Source organism: Neisseria zoodegmatis (assembly GCF_900187305.1).
Lineage (GTDB): Bacteria > Pseudomonadota > Gammaproteobacteria > Burkholderiales > Neisseriaceae > Neisseria > Neisseria zoodegmatis.
Window position 1 is genome coordinate 2,445,842 of sequence record NZ_LT906434.1, and the last position, 13,405, is coordinate 2,459,246.

Genomic DNA, 13,405 nt, shown 5'->3' on the forward strand with positions numbered 1-13,405 from the left:
ATGCGCCGCAGATGGGGGTTTTGCAAAGGTCTCAGGCTGTATTTGCTTGGATAACAAGCGGCTGATACCTTGGCAGAACTCGGATAAAACAGCCCCTACCAAAAATTTGAGGCCGTCTGAAAACCCGCTAGCGGTTTTTCAGACGGCCTCTTGTTAAACACCGGTTTTTATTTCAACTTAGCCAGTTGCGCTTGTACTTTCGCCATTTTGTCTTCCAACTCGGCCAGCTCCGCGCGGTCTTTTTCGACCAGATGCGCAGGGGCTTTGTCAGTGTAGCCGGGTTTGCTGAGTTTGGCGTTGAGTTTGTCCAACGCTTTTTGCAGCTTCTCGGCTTCTTTGTTCAGGCGGGCGGTTTCGGCGGCTTTGTCGATTTCCACTTTCAACATCAGACGCGCATTTTGGCAGACGGCCACCGGCGCATCTTCGCTTTCGGGCAGTTTGTCGACCAGTTTGGCTTCGGTCAAACGCGCCATCATCGGCACATATTTCAGCAAGGCTTCCAAATCTTTGCCGCCTTCGACAAACAACGGTGCTTTCACGCTCGGAGTCAAGCCCATTTCGCCGCGCAGGTTGCGCACCGCGCCGATTAAGTCTTGCAGCGCGGCCATTTGTTCAAACGCGGCAGGCACGATTTTTTCGTTGTCGGCAACCGGCCAAGCGGCCAGCATGATGCTGTCGGTTTTCTTGGCATTCGCCAGCGGCGCAACTGCCTGCCACAGCTCTTCGGTAATGAACGGCATAATCGGGTGCATCAGGCGCAGCACCACTTCCAACACGCGCACCAAAGTGCGGCGGGTGGCGCGCTGGGTGGATTCGCAGCCGGTTTGCAGTTGCACTTTCGCCAGCTCGATATACCAGTCGCAATACTCGTTCCATACGAATTCATACAGCGTTTGCGCCGCCAAATCAAAGCGATAGGTATCGAATGCTTCGGCAACGGCGGCCTCGGTTTGTTGCAGGCGGCCGATAATCCATTGGTCGACAAAGCTGTACGCCAGCGGCAGGGTTTCGTCTTGTCCGCAGTCTTTCTCTTCGGTGTTCATCAACACGAAGTTGGTGGCGTTCCACAGCTTGTTGCAGAAATTGCGGTAGCCTTCGGCGCGTTTGAAATCGAAGTTGATGCTGCGGCCGAGGCTGGCGTAACTCGCCATCGTGAAGCGCAGTGCGTCGGTACCGAACACGGGAATACCTTCGGGGAACAGTTTTTCGGTGGCGTTTTTCACTTGCGGCGCTTTTTCGGGGCGGCGCAGACCGGTGGTGCGTTTCACCAGCAGGCTTTCGAGGTCGATGCCGTCGATTAAGTCGACAGGGTCAATCACGTTGCCTTCGGACTTCGACATTTTCTTGCCTTCGTGATCGCGCACCATGCCGTGGATATACACGTCTTTAAACGGCACTTTGCCGGTGAAGTGGGTGGTCATCATAATCATGCGCGCCACCCAGAAGAAGATGATCTCGTAGCCGGTTACCAATACGTTGCTCGGCAAGAAGGCGTTCAATTCTTCGGTTTCAGACGGCCAGCCCAAAGTGGAGAACGGCACCAGCGCAGACGAGAACCAAGTATCCAGCACGTCTTCGTCGCGGGTTAAACCGCTTGTGCCTGCCAATTTTTCTGCCTCTTCCTGATTGCGGGCAACGTAAACGCGGCCGTCTGAATCGTACCAAGCGGGAATCTGATGGCCCCACCACAGTTGGCGCGAAATACACCAGTCTTGGATATTGTTCATCCATTGGTTGTAGGTGTTGACCCAGTTTTCGGGGATAAACTTCACTTGACCGGAATCTACGGCGTGTTTGGCTTTTTCGGCCAAGCTCATGCCGGCAAACTCTCCGGCAGGTTCGCCGCCGTTGGGCTTCGCGCTCATCGCCACAAACCATTGGCTGGTCAGCATCGGCTCGATCACGCTGCCGGTGCGGTCGCCTTTCGGGGTCATCAAGGTGTGCGGTTTCACTTCCACCAACAAACCTTGCGCTTCCAAATCGGCCACAATTTGCTTACGGGCGGCGAAGCGGTCCAAACCTGTGTAGGCTTCGGGCAAAGCAATGCCTGTTTGAACCTCGCCTTTAAAGTTGAATACTTCGGCTTGGCTTAAAACTTTCGCTTCTAAATCAAACACGTTGATTAAAGCCGTATCGTGGCGTTTGCCGACTTCGTAGTCGTTGAAATCATGCGCGGGCGTAATCTTCACGCAGCCGGTGCCGAAATCTTTTTCTACATATTCGTCGGCAATAATCGGAATACGGCGGTTCGCCAACGGCAGCAGCAATGCTTTGCCGATTAAGTGGGCATAGCGTTCGTCTTCGGGATGCACCGCCACCGCCACATCGCCCAATAAGGTTTCGGGGCGGGTAGTAGCAACGATAAGGCCGTCTGAAGGATTGTCGGCCAACGGATAGCGGATATGCCACATGCTGCCCTGCTCTTCCACGCTTTCCACTTCAAGGTCGGAAACGGCGGTGCCGAGCACGGGATCCCAGTTCACCAAGCGTTTGCCGCGGTAAATCAAGCCCTGCTCAAACAGGCGCACGAACACTTCGGTAACGGTTTCGGCACGCACGTCGTCCATCGTGAAATATTCGCGGCTCCAGTCGGCAGAACAACCCATGCGGCGCATTTGTTCGGTAATCGTGCCGCCGGAAACATTTTTCCACTCCCACACTTTTTCAAGAAAGGCTTCGCGCCCCAAATCGTGGCGCGAAACACCCTGCTCGGCCAACTGCCGCTCCACCACAATCTGCGTGGCAATGCCGGCATGGTCGGTGCCGGGAATCCAGCAGGTGTTGCGGCCTTTCATGCGGTAATAGCGCGTGAGGCCGTCCATAATCGTTTGGTTGAAGGCATGCCCCATGTGCAGGGTGCCGGTAACGTTGGGCGGGGGAAGCTGGATGGAGAACGATTCTGCTGCGGCCATATCCGGCTGGAAATAGCCTTGCGATTGCCAGTTTTGATAATGTTTGGCTTCGATTTCGGCGGGATTATATTTGTCTAGCATGATGTTTTTCTATTGGCTGAAATAAATGTTTAATCGGCGGATTATAACGCAAACGGCCGTCTGAAATAATACCCTTCAGACGGCCTTCCATACTAAAACTCAATATCAGAACAACCCGTGAATCACGCCGTTTTCATCCACGTCAATCTTCTCGGCGGCCGGCACTTTCGGCAGGCCGGGCATTTTCATCATGTTGCCGCACAGGGCGACGATAAAGCCTGCGCCGGCGGACACGGTGATGCCGCGCACGGTGATGCGGAAATCTTTCGGGCAGCCCAGCAGCTTGGCGTTGTCGCTCAGTGAATATTGGGTTTTCGCCATACACACGGGCAATTTGTCCAAGCCCAATTTTTCCAACGAGGCGATTTCGGCAAGGGCTTCGGTGCTGAAATCGACATCGGCCGCGCCGTAGATTTTTTGGGCGATGGTGCGGATTTTGTCTTGCACGCCCAAATCGGTGTCGTAGGCGAAGGTGAAGTTGTTGGGCTGGGTTTCGATGGCGTTGACAACTTTATGCGCCAAGTCGGCACCGCCCGCGCCGCCTTTGCCCCACACTTCGGTAAGGGCGACTTCCACGCCTTGCTCGGCACAGGCCGTCTGAATCATTTGCAGCTCGGCATCGGTATCGGAAACAAAGCGGTTCAGTGCGACAACCACCGGCAAGCCGAACACGTTTTTCAGGTTGCTGATGTGTTTCAACAGATTGGGCAGGCCGCTCTTCAATGCTTGCAGATTTTCTTCGCCCAAGTTTGCCCGCTCTACGCCGCCGTTGTATTTCAAGGCGCGCACGGTGGCGACGACGACTGCGGCATCGGGTTTGATGTCTGCCAAGCGGCATTTGATGTCGCAGAATTTTTCCGCGCCCAAATCCGCACCGAAGCCGGCTTCGGTAACGGCGTAATCGCCCAGATGGCGGGCCAAACGGGTGGCAATCACGGAGTTGCAGCCGTGGGCGATATTGGCAAACGGGCCTCCGTGTACAAACGCGGGCGTGCCGTCGATGGTTTGCACGAGGTTGGGCTTAACCGCATCTTTCAACAAGGCCGCCATTGCGCCGTGTGCTTTGATGTCGCGGGCGTAAACGGGGCTGCCGTCTTTGGCATAGGCAATCAGGATATTGCCCAAGCGTTCTTTCAAGTCTGCCAAATCTTTGGCCAAGCAGAACACGGCCATTACCTCGGAGGCAACGGTGATGTCAAAGCCGTCGGGGCGCATCACGCCGTCGGTAGGCTTGCCCATGCCGTCGATGATGTTGCGCAACTGGCGGTCGTTCATATCGACCACACGCCGCCACAGCACGCGTTTGGGGTCGATATTCAATTCGTTGCCTTGGTAAATGTGGTTGTCGAGCATGGCAGCCAGCAGGTTGTTGGCCGCACCGATGGCATGGAAATCGCCGGTGAAATGCAAGTTGATGTCTTCCATCGGCAGCACTTGCGCATAACCGCCGCCCGCTGCGCCGCCTTTCACGCCGAACACAGGGCCGAGCGAGGGTTCGCGCAACGCAATCACCGCGTCTTTACCGATATGGCGCAAGGCATCGGCCAAACCGATGGTTACGGTGGTTTTACCTTCGCCCGCCGGTGTGGGATTGATGGCCGTTACCAAAATCAGACGGCCTTGTTTTTTGGGCAGGGCGAATGCGTCGGCCGGATTGATTTTGGCTTTGTATTTGCCGTAAGGCTCGTATTGGTCTGCGATCAATCCGAGTTTGGCGGCAATCTCGCCTATCGGTCGTATTGCGGCGGCTTGGGCGATTTCGGCATCGGTTTTATAGCTCATAACGGTTTCCTGTGGGTAGGTTGGTAACGGCGGTATTATAACGGATAAAGCAGGCACGCCATCAGCGTTTCAGACGGCCGAAATAAAGCTGCCCGTTAGCATTCTAACGGGCAGCCGTTCGGTCTCTACTCATTTGTTTTTCGCTTCGGCTTTGGCTTCTTTTTTCAAAGATGCGTATAAATCCGGCTGGCGGCTTTTCAGGAGCGAAGCAATGGCGAGATCATCACGGTTTACTTTTGCCAAATCGATTTTTTCGATATGTACCAAACGCAACAATTCACGCACAGGTTTAGGCATGTTGCGGCCTGACTCGTAGCGTGAACCACCTGATTGGGTTACACCGATACGGCTCCAAAAATCCATTTGGTTTAAACCGAGTTTCTTGCGGATATCGCGGATGTTTTCGATTTTCTCGAACGACTTCATGAAATTCCCTTCTTTAGTTGTAAAGCTCAATCTGGCAACTCACTTATCCCATCATAATATCCGGCATGAGAATATTATATTCAGATAAGTATAAACGCTTAGACAGCAATTTCAGGATAAGTTTAATTTCATTTTTCATCAAGCGGTCAAAAAAAACGATAAACGTAACACCTAATTAATCAAACCTTTTAAAAACAATGAGTTATTTTTTAAAGTAAACATTCTAATACCAAATAATTTACAAAAAAAAACGTAACGAAATCAAGGTTTACCTGTTTTGGGGCTGATAGTCAGTATTTCGTAGCCTGTTTCGGTCACTAAAACCTCATGTTCCCACTGTGCGGAAAGCGAACGGTCTTTGGTAACAACCGTCCAACCGTCGGCCAAAATACGCAGATGGCGTTTGCCTTGGTTGATCATCGGCTCGATCGTAAAAATCATGCCCGGCTTCAATACCGGCCCCTGCCCTTTTTTACCGTAGTGCAGCACTTGCGGCTCTTCGTGAAAGCCTCTGCCGATACCGTGGCCGCAAAACTCTTGAACAACGGAATAACCTGCATTTTCAGCCACTTGCTGACAGGCATAACCGATATCGCCCAAGGTTGCACCGGGCTTCACGGCTTCGATACCGGCCATCATGCTGGCATGCGTTACATCAATCAGGCGTTGCGCCTGCGGGCTGATTTGGCCGACGGCAAACATACGGCTGGAGTCGCCATGAAAACCGTCTTTTTTGATGGTAACGTCTATATTGATAATGTCACCGTTTTTCAAAGGCTTATCATCGGGAATACCGTGACAGATCACATGATTGACCGAGGTGCAGCAGGATTTTGGATAAGGAGGGTTGCCATAATGTAGCGGCGCAGGATACCCGCCCTGCACTTCAATATGGTAATCATGAACCAGCTTGTCCAGCTCATTGGTCGTTACCCCGGGTTTGACAAATTGGCCGATATAATCCAAGGCTTCGGCGGCCAAGCGGCCAAGCTCGCGCATTTTTTCGATTTCTTCGGCTGTTTTGATGATAATCGCCATCGGCTTTCCTTTTTTCTGTGTTTGAATTTCAGACGGCCTTTCGGTCAACACTCGAAAGGCCGTCTGAAAATATGCTGCATTATTTTACAACTCACGCTGCTGTTTGATTAAAACAAATTGTCTGTAACCACTGCTTTAGGCGGCTCGCGTGGCGGCTCTTTCGCCACTGCCGGCTCTTTCGCCACTGCCGGCTCTTCCGGTGCCGGTTGCGGCTTGGGTTGCGGTGCGGCAGGCGCTTCATCCGCAGCTTTTGCCGAGGTTACGGCAGTCTCAGGGGCTTTGGCTTGAGGCGGAGCCGCAGGCGTTTCTGCCGGAGCGGCAGCTTGGTTTTCGGCTTCGTTCACTTTTTTCTGCAGGGTTTTCTTACGCTGTACACGGTTTGAAGCTGTTTTTTGAGGCTTTTCTGCTGTTACAGGACTGCTAGCCGCCGCGATTTCGGCTTGTGCATCAGGTTCCGACGCTTGTGCGGCTTCTTCCGTTTTTTGCTGTTCTGCCGTTTCAACGGGAGCTTGCTGCACCGGCTCTGTTGCTACCGCCGGTGCCGATGCGCCGCGTGGCGCCCATACTTCAACCGTTCCATCTTTAGCGGCCGATGCTGCCGCACGGGCGTTTGCATCGGAATGTACTGAAGTCTGCATCAGTCCGATCACGGCACCGCATACTGCGCCCACCGCCACGGCAAACAAGGCAACCAAAAGGGGCTTGGATTTCAGGCCGGAGCTTTTTTTGCTTCGCGAGGTGGATTTTTGATTGTTCATTGGCTTCTCTTTGATACTTCATACACAGGCCGTCTGAACCGTTCAGACGGCCTTTAAAACGATAACTAAAGCCGCTATAAAATGCGGTCACAGCGGCTTAGCTTATCATTTATTGTAATTTTGATAAAGAGTTACCACTTTTTTCACGCCGACGGTAGTGCTGACGCGTTCGGTTACGGTTTCTTGTTCGTGAGGTGTCAAAATGCCCATCACATAAGTTACGCCGTCGTAAGTGACGATTTTTACGCGGCTGGGGATTACGCCCTGAATGCCGAGCAGCGTGGTGCGCACTTTTGACGTACTCCACGTATCATCGGTGATTGCGCCGAATGTTCTGGGCTGCGGAGATACGGTGATGTAGTTATAAATTTGCTGGGCAGACGGCTCGGCGCGTGCCACTTGTTCGACAAACGCTTTTTCTTCTTCGGTGGCAACATGGCCCAAAAGTAAGATGTGGCGGTTGTAGCTGACTACCGACAGTTTCGGATGGAAGTTGGCGTTTTTATTGTTGGAGCGCAGATAAGTCATCGCTGTGTTTTTAATCCGCACTTCCATCACGTTGTCGTCGGCTTGCGTACCGACGGTACGACGGTCAACTGCCGCCGCGCCGCCCACGGCTGCTCCGCCTAAAACAACGCCCACACAGCCGCTCAATACGGTTGCGGTAACGGAAGCGGCAATCAGGGTTTTGGCGTATCGTTTGATACTCATCGTTAAGCATCCTTTCTTGATAGGTTTCAGACGGCCTTTTCAGCTTTGAGGCCGTCTGAAAAACAACAGTCTGAAATGTCGGTAAAGCTTGATTACATACCGTCGAGCAAGGCACTGTCGATACAGTCGCACAGGGCATGAATCAGCAGAATGTGGATTTCTTGAATGCGCGCGGTACGCTGATGGGGCACGTTCAACAGAATATCGCTGTCTTTCAACATGCCGGCTATTTTTCCGCCGTCTCTGCCGGTAAAGGCAATCACGTGCATATCACGCTCATGCGCGGCTTTAATGGCTTCGATAACGTTGGCCGAATTGCCGGAGGTTGAAATGCCGATCAACACATCGCCTGCACGGCCGAGCGCACGCACTTGTTTGCTGAACACATGGTCAAAGCCGTAATCGTTGCCGATGGCGGTTAAGGCCGACGTATCCGTAGTCAGCGCTACTGCGGCCAGCTCCATGCGTTCACGCTCAAAGCGGCCGGTCATTTCTGCTGCGAAGTGCTGGGCATCTGCGGCGGAACCGCCGTTGCCGCACGCTAAAATTTTGCCGTCGTTCATCAGGCATTGGAGCATCAATTCCGCCGCTTGGGCAGTTGGCTCGTTCAAAATATCGGCAGCTTGCTGTTTGGCTTCGATACTTTGGGCGAAATGGGCGGCAACGCGTTCTTGTAAAGCAGTCATAGGTTAACCTGTAATATTGTGGATCCACTGCGGCTCATCGTTTCCCTGAATCAAAACAGCATCCAAACGGCATGGCGCATGGCTCAGACCGTGCTGTTGCAGGTAATGTTCCGCACTTTTTCGTAATTTCAAAACTTTGGACGGCGTGATACTGTATGCCGCACCGCCAAAACCTTGTCCTGCGCGGTATTTTACTTCAACAAACAGAATCATGTTACCGTTTTTGACTATCAAATCAATTTCGCCAAACGGGCAGTGCCAATTGCGTGCTATCAGCCGGCAGCCGTGCTGTTGCAGAAAACGAAGGGCGATATCTTCACCCCTCGCCCCTTCTTTATGGTTTAAGCGCATATTGTGTATCCCCGTTATAATGCTCATCTTTTCAGACGGCCGTTTATTATGATGATGCAAAAACACTATCAAAAAGCTTTCGACAGCATTTCCGCCGGAACATTATACGTTGTGGCCACGCCCATCGGCAATTTGGCCGACATCACCCTGCGCGCCCTCGCCGTTTTGCAGCGAGCCGACCTCATCTGCGCCGAAGATACGCGGGTTACCGCGCAATTGCTCAGTGCTTACGGCATACAGTCCAAATTATTAAGCGTGCGGGAACACAACGAGCAACACATGGCAGGCAAAGTGATTGATGCGCTTTCAGACGGCCTGATTGTCGCCCAAGTATCGGATGCCGGCACTCCGGCGGTTTGCGACCCCGGCGCCAAGCTGGTCGAGCGGGTGCGCGATGCGGATTTCAAAGTTGTACCTGTTTTGGGAGCAAGCGCAGTGATGGGCGCGTTGAGCGTGGCAGGTGTGGTTGAAGCCGATTTTTATTTCAATGGCTTCCTGCCCTCCAAAGCAGGCGAACGCCGGAAACTGTTGGCCTCATGGTCGGATGTGGATTTTCCCGTCGTGATGTTTGAAACGCCGCACCGTATTGCCGCCACTTTAGACGACATGGCCGCACTGTTTCCCAACCGCAAAATCATGCTGGCACGGGAAATTTCCAAAACTTTCGAAACCTTCTTGAGCGGAACCGTACTCGAGATTCAGACGGCCTTAAACAACGATGCGAACCAAAGCCGCGGAGAAATGGTGATTGTGCTGCACCCCGATGCGCAAGAAAAAAGTAGTGATCTATCGGAAAACGCACAGAACATTATGAAAATTTTAGCCGCCGAACTCCCCACCAAACAGGCTTCGGATTTAGCGGCCAAAATTACCGGTGAAAGCAAAAAAGCCTTATATGATTTGGCATTGACTTGGAAGTAAATCCATTTTTTCAGACGGCCTCAAAACTTAAGAGGCCGTCTGAAAATACAACTATAAAGCGGTTTATACAATCGGAGACCTTTGCAAAACCCTCAGATGTGGATGCAGTTCAAGGCGTAGCAGCGCAGCGAGTGCAGACATATCATATAGATAGGCAAACGAGCGAGCAGCACACAACGCAGAAATACGCCGCAGATGGGGGTTTTGCAAAGGTCTCAATCGCTCTCTTTGAAGCGAAACGCTGCAATACCTCAGTAGAAACTCAAAGCTTATTTGCTATATTCAGATTGCTGGCTAAACCCGCCGCCCAATTGCGCATGAACATTGCTCCATGCCGTCAACCATTCGGCCTGATGTTGAGCCAACTGTATTTTCAAACGCAAGGTTTCGTCCTGCTTTGCCAAATGCGTAAGACCGTTTTCCAACCCCGCACGCACCCGACGCGCCGCAGCGGCCTCAGCCTTGCCTGAAATCTCAACCATCCTTTGCTGCAATACACCCTGCTTGGTCAAGTTTTGGTAATCCGCCACCGCATCCGCAGCAGAACGCATCGCATTCAAAACCGTTTGATCGTATAGCGCAACCTGTTCGTTGAATTGGGCATGACGTCCTGCCAGTTTTGACTGCAACGCGCCTGAAGTAAACAACGGCAAATTCAATGCCGGCAACACACCGAGCATCGCCGAACTTTTGCCTTTCACAACATTAAAAGCATCCACATGCGCCAAACCCGCCAGCAATTTCAATTCAATGTTCGGGTAAAACTCTGCTTTCGCTTCACGAACATCTTCGCCGCGCGCCTCAAGTAATGCACGTTGTGCAGCAATATCGGGGCGTTTCCCCAACAGGTCAGCCTTAATCTGATTGACGGCCAATGCCGGAACTGCTGTCATTGGAGACGGCGTCCATCCGTCCAAAGCATTCGGCGCTTTACCGACAGACACCGCCAAACTATGCCGGATATTGCTGATGTTTTTTTCCAGCTTCAACAATTCCAACTGCAATTGGTTCTTCGCCAATTCCGCCTGATACAGTGATGATGCGGGAAGGATTTTCGCCTGCACACGGCTGTTTAGCAGCTTTTCAGAAGATTCCGCAACGGACACTCTGTTTTCAATCAGATTTTTCTGAGCTTCCAACGCCTGCCAAGCAAAATATTGAGCAGCCACCGCATGGGCAATCTCCAAGCGCGTTTGAGCAGCTTCATAAGCCACAGCTTGACGCCGACCCAAGGCAGAACGGATACGCGCCTGATTTTTACCCCAAAAATCGAATGCCCAGCTGCCTTGAAGTGCCGTATTGGCCAAAAGCAGCGTGCGGTCCGCATCCAACCGGCTCGAAGACGGTTTGGGCGTAACATAAGCACCGATTCCCTGAGCAGTAATGCCCAGCTGAAACTGATCCGCCGCCTGCTTCACACCCAGCTCTGCTTGGGCTTGGGCAAAACGGGCTTTAGCAACCTTAAGGCGGGGAGAATGCTCAATCGCGAGAGAAACCAAAGTATCTAATTTAGGATCGCGAAGCTGAGTCCACCAAGCATCTCGCGCCTCTTTGGTGGAGTTTCCTTGAGATAACGAATACGCCGTTGGTTGTTCCAACGGCGCTTGTTTACCTAATGGCGCGCAGGCTGCAATGACCAATAAGCCACAAACAGCCAAACTACGCGCAATAATAGTCGAATTCATATTTTGTCCGCTTTGCTTGCCACTACGCAACTACCATGCCAAGCAGCCAACTTATTGATTAACCCAGTTTGGTTAACAGCTTGCCTAACAGGTGTTGCAGCTGGGCATAGTCTTCATTGGTAAAGTCTTCCCAAGCTTCGCCGCTTCTGCTGGAGATTTGCGGCCAAATCTTTTGGATGAACGCCTCGCCTTCGGCTGTTAATTTTAACACGATTTGACGACGGTCTTGCTGATTGATGTGGCGCTCTACCCAACCGCGCTCGACCATTTCGTCAGACAGACGGGTGGCGCTTGTGCGGGTTAAATCCATCAAATCACTCAAGCGTGAAGGCAAAATTTCGCTATTGGGGCTGACATACACTGCCATCATGGCAAACCACAAGTTTTCGTTGATGCCAAACTCTTTCAGGCTGTCATTCAAATGGCTGCTCAAACGCTCGGTAACTACACGCAACAAACGGCCGGATTGGGTTTGTTGCTCGGAAAATTCTGGCAAACGCCCTGACAATAAACGTAAGGCATTAACCAATTCGGCTTGTGAAAAACTCATTTACATTCTCTTCTTCGGTGATGTTATTCAAGCAGCATCATATTTTAGAAGTTATATGAAGCCATCTTCTTTTAAAATACGGTAAAAGCTGTATTCTTCGCTGAACGTATCAATACATCTTGTATCAAGGTATTTTTATTTTAATCCAGCTGTATATAATTTCTTAAAAAATTGACAATCGGTTTAACCATTCAACAAACGGATTGCATTTGGCATAAAAATAAACTAAAAAACCATTTAAAATAAAAGCCCATATGCAAGCTGCCCGAAGCCGTAATCCGATATTGCTTTTGCGTTTATCAAAAAAGCAAAACAGTTTGAAATTAAATGAACTTACACTTTGCTCAGATTCCAGCAATCGAGCGATTAGAGTGCAACCTCTATGCAATAGTTCGCAAAAAAACATTTCTTTACGCATAATGCATGGACTGCCGAATCTGTAAAATATTTACAGCATGCGCTAAATCCCGTGCATTGCTTATGCATCAAGGTCATGTAAAGTTAAACAGCATCAAACAGGATTCATCCGCAAAACCCTATCAAAGAGCGCATAAATAAGCCAAATACACTGTGAATAAAGGCTTTGCGAAGATCTCAATTTTTTTAAACGAAGCCTCTAGCGCCCCACCAACACTTTGACGCAAACAACAACTTGTTTAAAAAAACATTTTCTTTAGGATGTTGTTTATTTGCATTCGATTACATGCCGCCAAGACATTAGCTCACTAGGCTTGAATACCACCATATATCCGTCTTCCAGCTCTTTTCTTTTTTGCACGATTCGCCCAATAACCCTAAGCAAAGTGCAAATAAAGCATACAATTTTGATTTAATGTATTAAAATCCAGCCCCTGATCTTTCCCTGTGGTTCGAAAACCTCCCACATTAAAAAACTAAGGAATATTCATGACCAGAAATACCGAAGAATTGCACGGCATTACTTTGCTGGGCAATCAAAACGTATCTTATAAAACAGAATACGCCCCCGAAGTGCTTGAAGCATTCGACAACAAACATCTCGGCAACGATTACTTCGTCAAATTCATCTGCCCCGAATTTACCAGCCTGTGTCCCATGACTGGCCAGCCTGATTTCGCCACCATCTACATCCGCTATATTCCGGATATCAAAATGGTGGAAAGCAAGTCACTGAAACTTTATCTGTTCAGCTTCCGCAACCACGGCGACTTCCATGAAGATTGCGTCAACATCATCATGAAAGACCTGATCAAACTGATGCAGCCGAAATACATAGAAGTATTCGGAGAATTTACTCCGCGGGGCGGCATTGCCATTCACCCCTTTGCCAACTACGGCAAGCCCAACACTGAGTTTGAGCAACTGGCGAAAAAACGCCTGTTCTCTCACGACTCTTCTCTGTAAGAACCTGAAAATATTAAAAAGCCTTACTGAAGCCTCGCCTTGAATCCCTTGACGATTCAAAGCGCACCTTCAGAGGCCGTCTGAATACTGCATATTTGTTTTTGCACAAGCAACGAAAGAA

At 50.8% G+C, this 13,405-nt stretch carries 13 protein-coding genes and 1 riboswitch; of the genes, 2 read left to right on the forward strand and 11 right to left on the reverse strand.

Annotation, left to right across the window (positions count from 1 at the left end; genetic code table 11):
• Positions 1 to 167 precede the first annotated feature (167 nt).
• The 8 genes from CKV66_RS11500 to CKV66_RS11535 form a co-directional block, all read right to left on the reverse strand.
• Entirely contained in the window at positions 168 to 2,993 is a 2,826-nt protein-coding gene (locus CKV66_RS11500; RefSeq protein ID WP_085363554.1) for a valine--tRNA ligase, read from the reverse strand.
• A 105-nt stretch (positions 2,994 to 3,098) separates the two neighbouring features.
• Positions 3,099 to 4,775, reverse strand: coding sequence for a formate--tetrahydrofolate ligase (locus CKV66_RS11505; RefSeq protein WP_085363553.1), 1,677 nt, complete (start codon positions 4,773 to 4,775; stop codon positions 3,099 to 3,101).
• A gap of 129 nt (positions 4,776 to 4,904) precedes the next feature.
• Complete coding sequence (locus CKV66_RS11510; protein WP_054599660.1) at positions 4,905 to 5,201, reverse strand: helix-turn-helix domain-containing protein; 297 nt, start codon at positions 5,199 to 5,201, stop codon at positions 4,905 to 4,907.
• Positions 5,202 to 5,462: 261 nt separating this feature from the next.
• Positions 5,463 to 6,239, reverse strand: coding sequence for a type I methionyl aminopeptidase (gene map / locus CKV66_RS11515; protein ID WP_085363552.1), 777 nt, complete (start codon positions 6,237 to 6,239; stop codon positions 5,463 to 5,465).
• Between the two features lie 107 nt (positions 6,240 to 6,346).
• Positions 6,347 to 6,997, reverse strand: coding sequence for a hypothetical protein (locus CKV66_RS11520; protein WP_085363551.1), 651 nt, complete (start codon positions 6,995 to 6,997; stop codon positions 6,347 to 6,349).
• Positions 6,998 to 7,102: 105 nt separating this feature from the next.
• On the reverse strand, positions 7,103 to 7,708 hold the full coding sequence (locus CKV66_RS11525; protein WP_085363550.1) for a BON domain-containing protein: 606 nt from the start codon (positions 7,706 to 7,708) through the stop codon (positions 7,103 to 7,105).
• Positions 7,709 to 7,800: 92 nt separating this feature from the next.
• Positions 7,801 to 8,394 (reverse strand): phosphoheptose isomerase, encoded by a 594-nt coding sequence (locus tag CKV66_RS11530; protein ID WP_085363549.1) that lies wholly within the window; start codon positions 8,392 to 8,394, stop codon positions 7,801 to 7,803.
• A gap of 3 nt (positions 8,395 to 8,397) precedes the next feature.
• Positions 8,398 to 8,745, reverse strand: coding sequence for a YraN family protein (locus CKV66_RS11535; protein WP_085363548.1), 348 nt, complete (start codon positions 8,743 to 8,745; stop codon positions 8,398 to 8,400).
• Positions 8,746 to 8,796: 51 nt separating this feature from the next.
• Between CKV66_RS11535 and rsmI the strand changes: the two genes are divergently transcribed.
• Positions 8,797 to 9,666, forward strand: a complete 870-nt coding sequence (gene rsmI / locus CKV66_RS11540; protein WP_085363573.1) for a 16S rRNA (cytidine(1402)-2'-O)-methyltransferase — start codon at positions 8,797 to 8,799, stop codon at positions 9,664 to 9,666.
• Positions 9,667 to 9,729: 63 nt separating this feature from the next.
• On the opposite strand, the gene CKV66_RS12695 is transcribed toward rsmI, so the two are convergent.
• The 3 genes from CKV66_RS12695 to CKV66_RS11555 are packed head-to-tail and all read right to left on the reverse strand — an operon-like array spanning position 9,730 to position 11,901.
• Positions 9,730 to 9,876 carry a lipoprotein signal peptidase gene (locus CKV66_RS12695; protein ID WP_085363572.1) on the reverse strand — a complete coding sequence of 49 codons (147 nt, stop codon included), beginning with the start codon at positions 9,874 to 9,876 and terminating at the stop codon, positions 9,730 to 9,732.
• A 59-nt stretch (positions 9,877 to 9,935) separates the two neighbouring features.
• Positions 9,936 to 11,351, reverse strand: a complete 1,416-nt coding sequence (locus CKV66_RS11550) for an efflux transporter outer membrane subunit (protein ID WP_085363547.1) — start codon at positions 11,349 to 11,351, stop codon at positions 9,936 to 9,938.
• A gap of 58 nt (positions 11,352 to 11,409) precedes the next feature.
• On the reverse strand, positions 11,410 to 11,901 hold the full coding sequence (locus tag CKV66_RS11555) for a MarR family winged helix-turn-helix transcriptional regulator (RefSeq protein ID WP_054599653.1): 492 nt from the start codon (positions 11,899 to 11,901) through the stop codon (positions 11,410 to 11,412).
• An 858-nt stretch (positions 11,902 to 12,759) separates the two neighbouring features.
• Positions 12,760 to 12,804: riboswitch (PreQ1 riboswitch) on the forward strand.
• 3 nt (positions 12,805 to 12,807) lie between these two features.
• Between CKV66_RS11555 and queF the strand changes: the two genes are divergently transcribed.
• A complete protein-coding gene (gene queF, locus CKV66_RS11560; RefSeq protein ID WP_085363546.1) occupies positions 12,808 to 13,284 on the forward strand; it encodes a preQ(1) synthase in 477 nt (158 codons plus the stop codon).
• Positions 13,285 to 13,405 lie beyond the last annotated feature (121 nt).

Excerpts from the sequence above, each read along its gene's own strand:
- CKV66_RS11500 (WP_085363554.1), bottom strand. The coding sequence starts at position 2,993 with ATGCTAGACAAATATAATCCCGCCGAAATCGAAGCCAAACATTATCAA.
- CKV66_RS11505 (WP_085363553.1), bottom strand. The coding sequence starts at position 4,775 with ATGAGCTATAAAACCGATGCCGAAATCGCCCAAGCCGCCGCAATACGA.
- CKV66_RS11510 (WP_054599660.1), bottom strand. The coding sequence starts at position 5,201 with ATGAAGTCGTTCGAGAAAATCGAAAACATCCGCGATATCCGCAAGAAA.
- map (WP_085363552.1), bottom strand. The coding sequence starts at position 6,239 with ATGGCGATTATCATCAAAACAGCCGAAGAAATCGAAAAAATGCGCGAG.
- CKV66_RS11520 (WP_085363551.1), bottom strand. The coding sequence starts at position 6,997 with ATGAACAATCAAAAATCCACCTCGCGAAGCAAAAAAAGCTCCGGCCTG.
- CKV66_RS11525 (WP_085363550.1), bottom strand. The coding sequence starts at position 7,708 with ATGAGTATCAAACGATACGCCAAAACCCTGATTGCCGCTTCCGTTACC.
- CKV66_RS11530 (WP_085363549.1), bottom strand. The coding sequence starts at position 8,394 with ATGACTGCTTTACAAGAACGCGTTGCCGCCCATTTCGCCCAAAGTATC.
- CKV66_RS11535 (WP_085363548.1), bottom strand. The coding sequence starts at position 8,745 with ATGCGCTTAAACCATAAAGAAGGGGCGAGGGGTGAAGATATCGCCCTT.
- rsmI (WP_085363573.1), top strand. The coding sequence starts at position 8,797 with ATGATGCAAAAACACTATCAAAAAGCTTTCGACAGCATTTCCGCCGGA.
- CKV66_RS11550 (WP_085363547.1), bottom strand. The coding sequence starts at position 11,351 with ATGAATTCGACTATTATTGCGCGTAGTTTGGCTGTTTGTGGCTTATTG.
- CKV66_RS11555 (WP_054599653.1), bottom strand. The coding sequence starts at position 11,901 with ATGAGTTTTTCACAAGCCGAATTGGTTAATGCCTTACGTTTATTGTCA.
- queF (WP_085363546.1), top strand. The coding sequence starts at position 12,808 with ATGACCAGAAATACCGAAGAATTGCACGGCATTACTTTGCTGGGCAAT.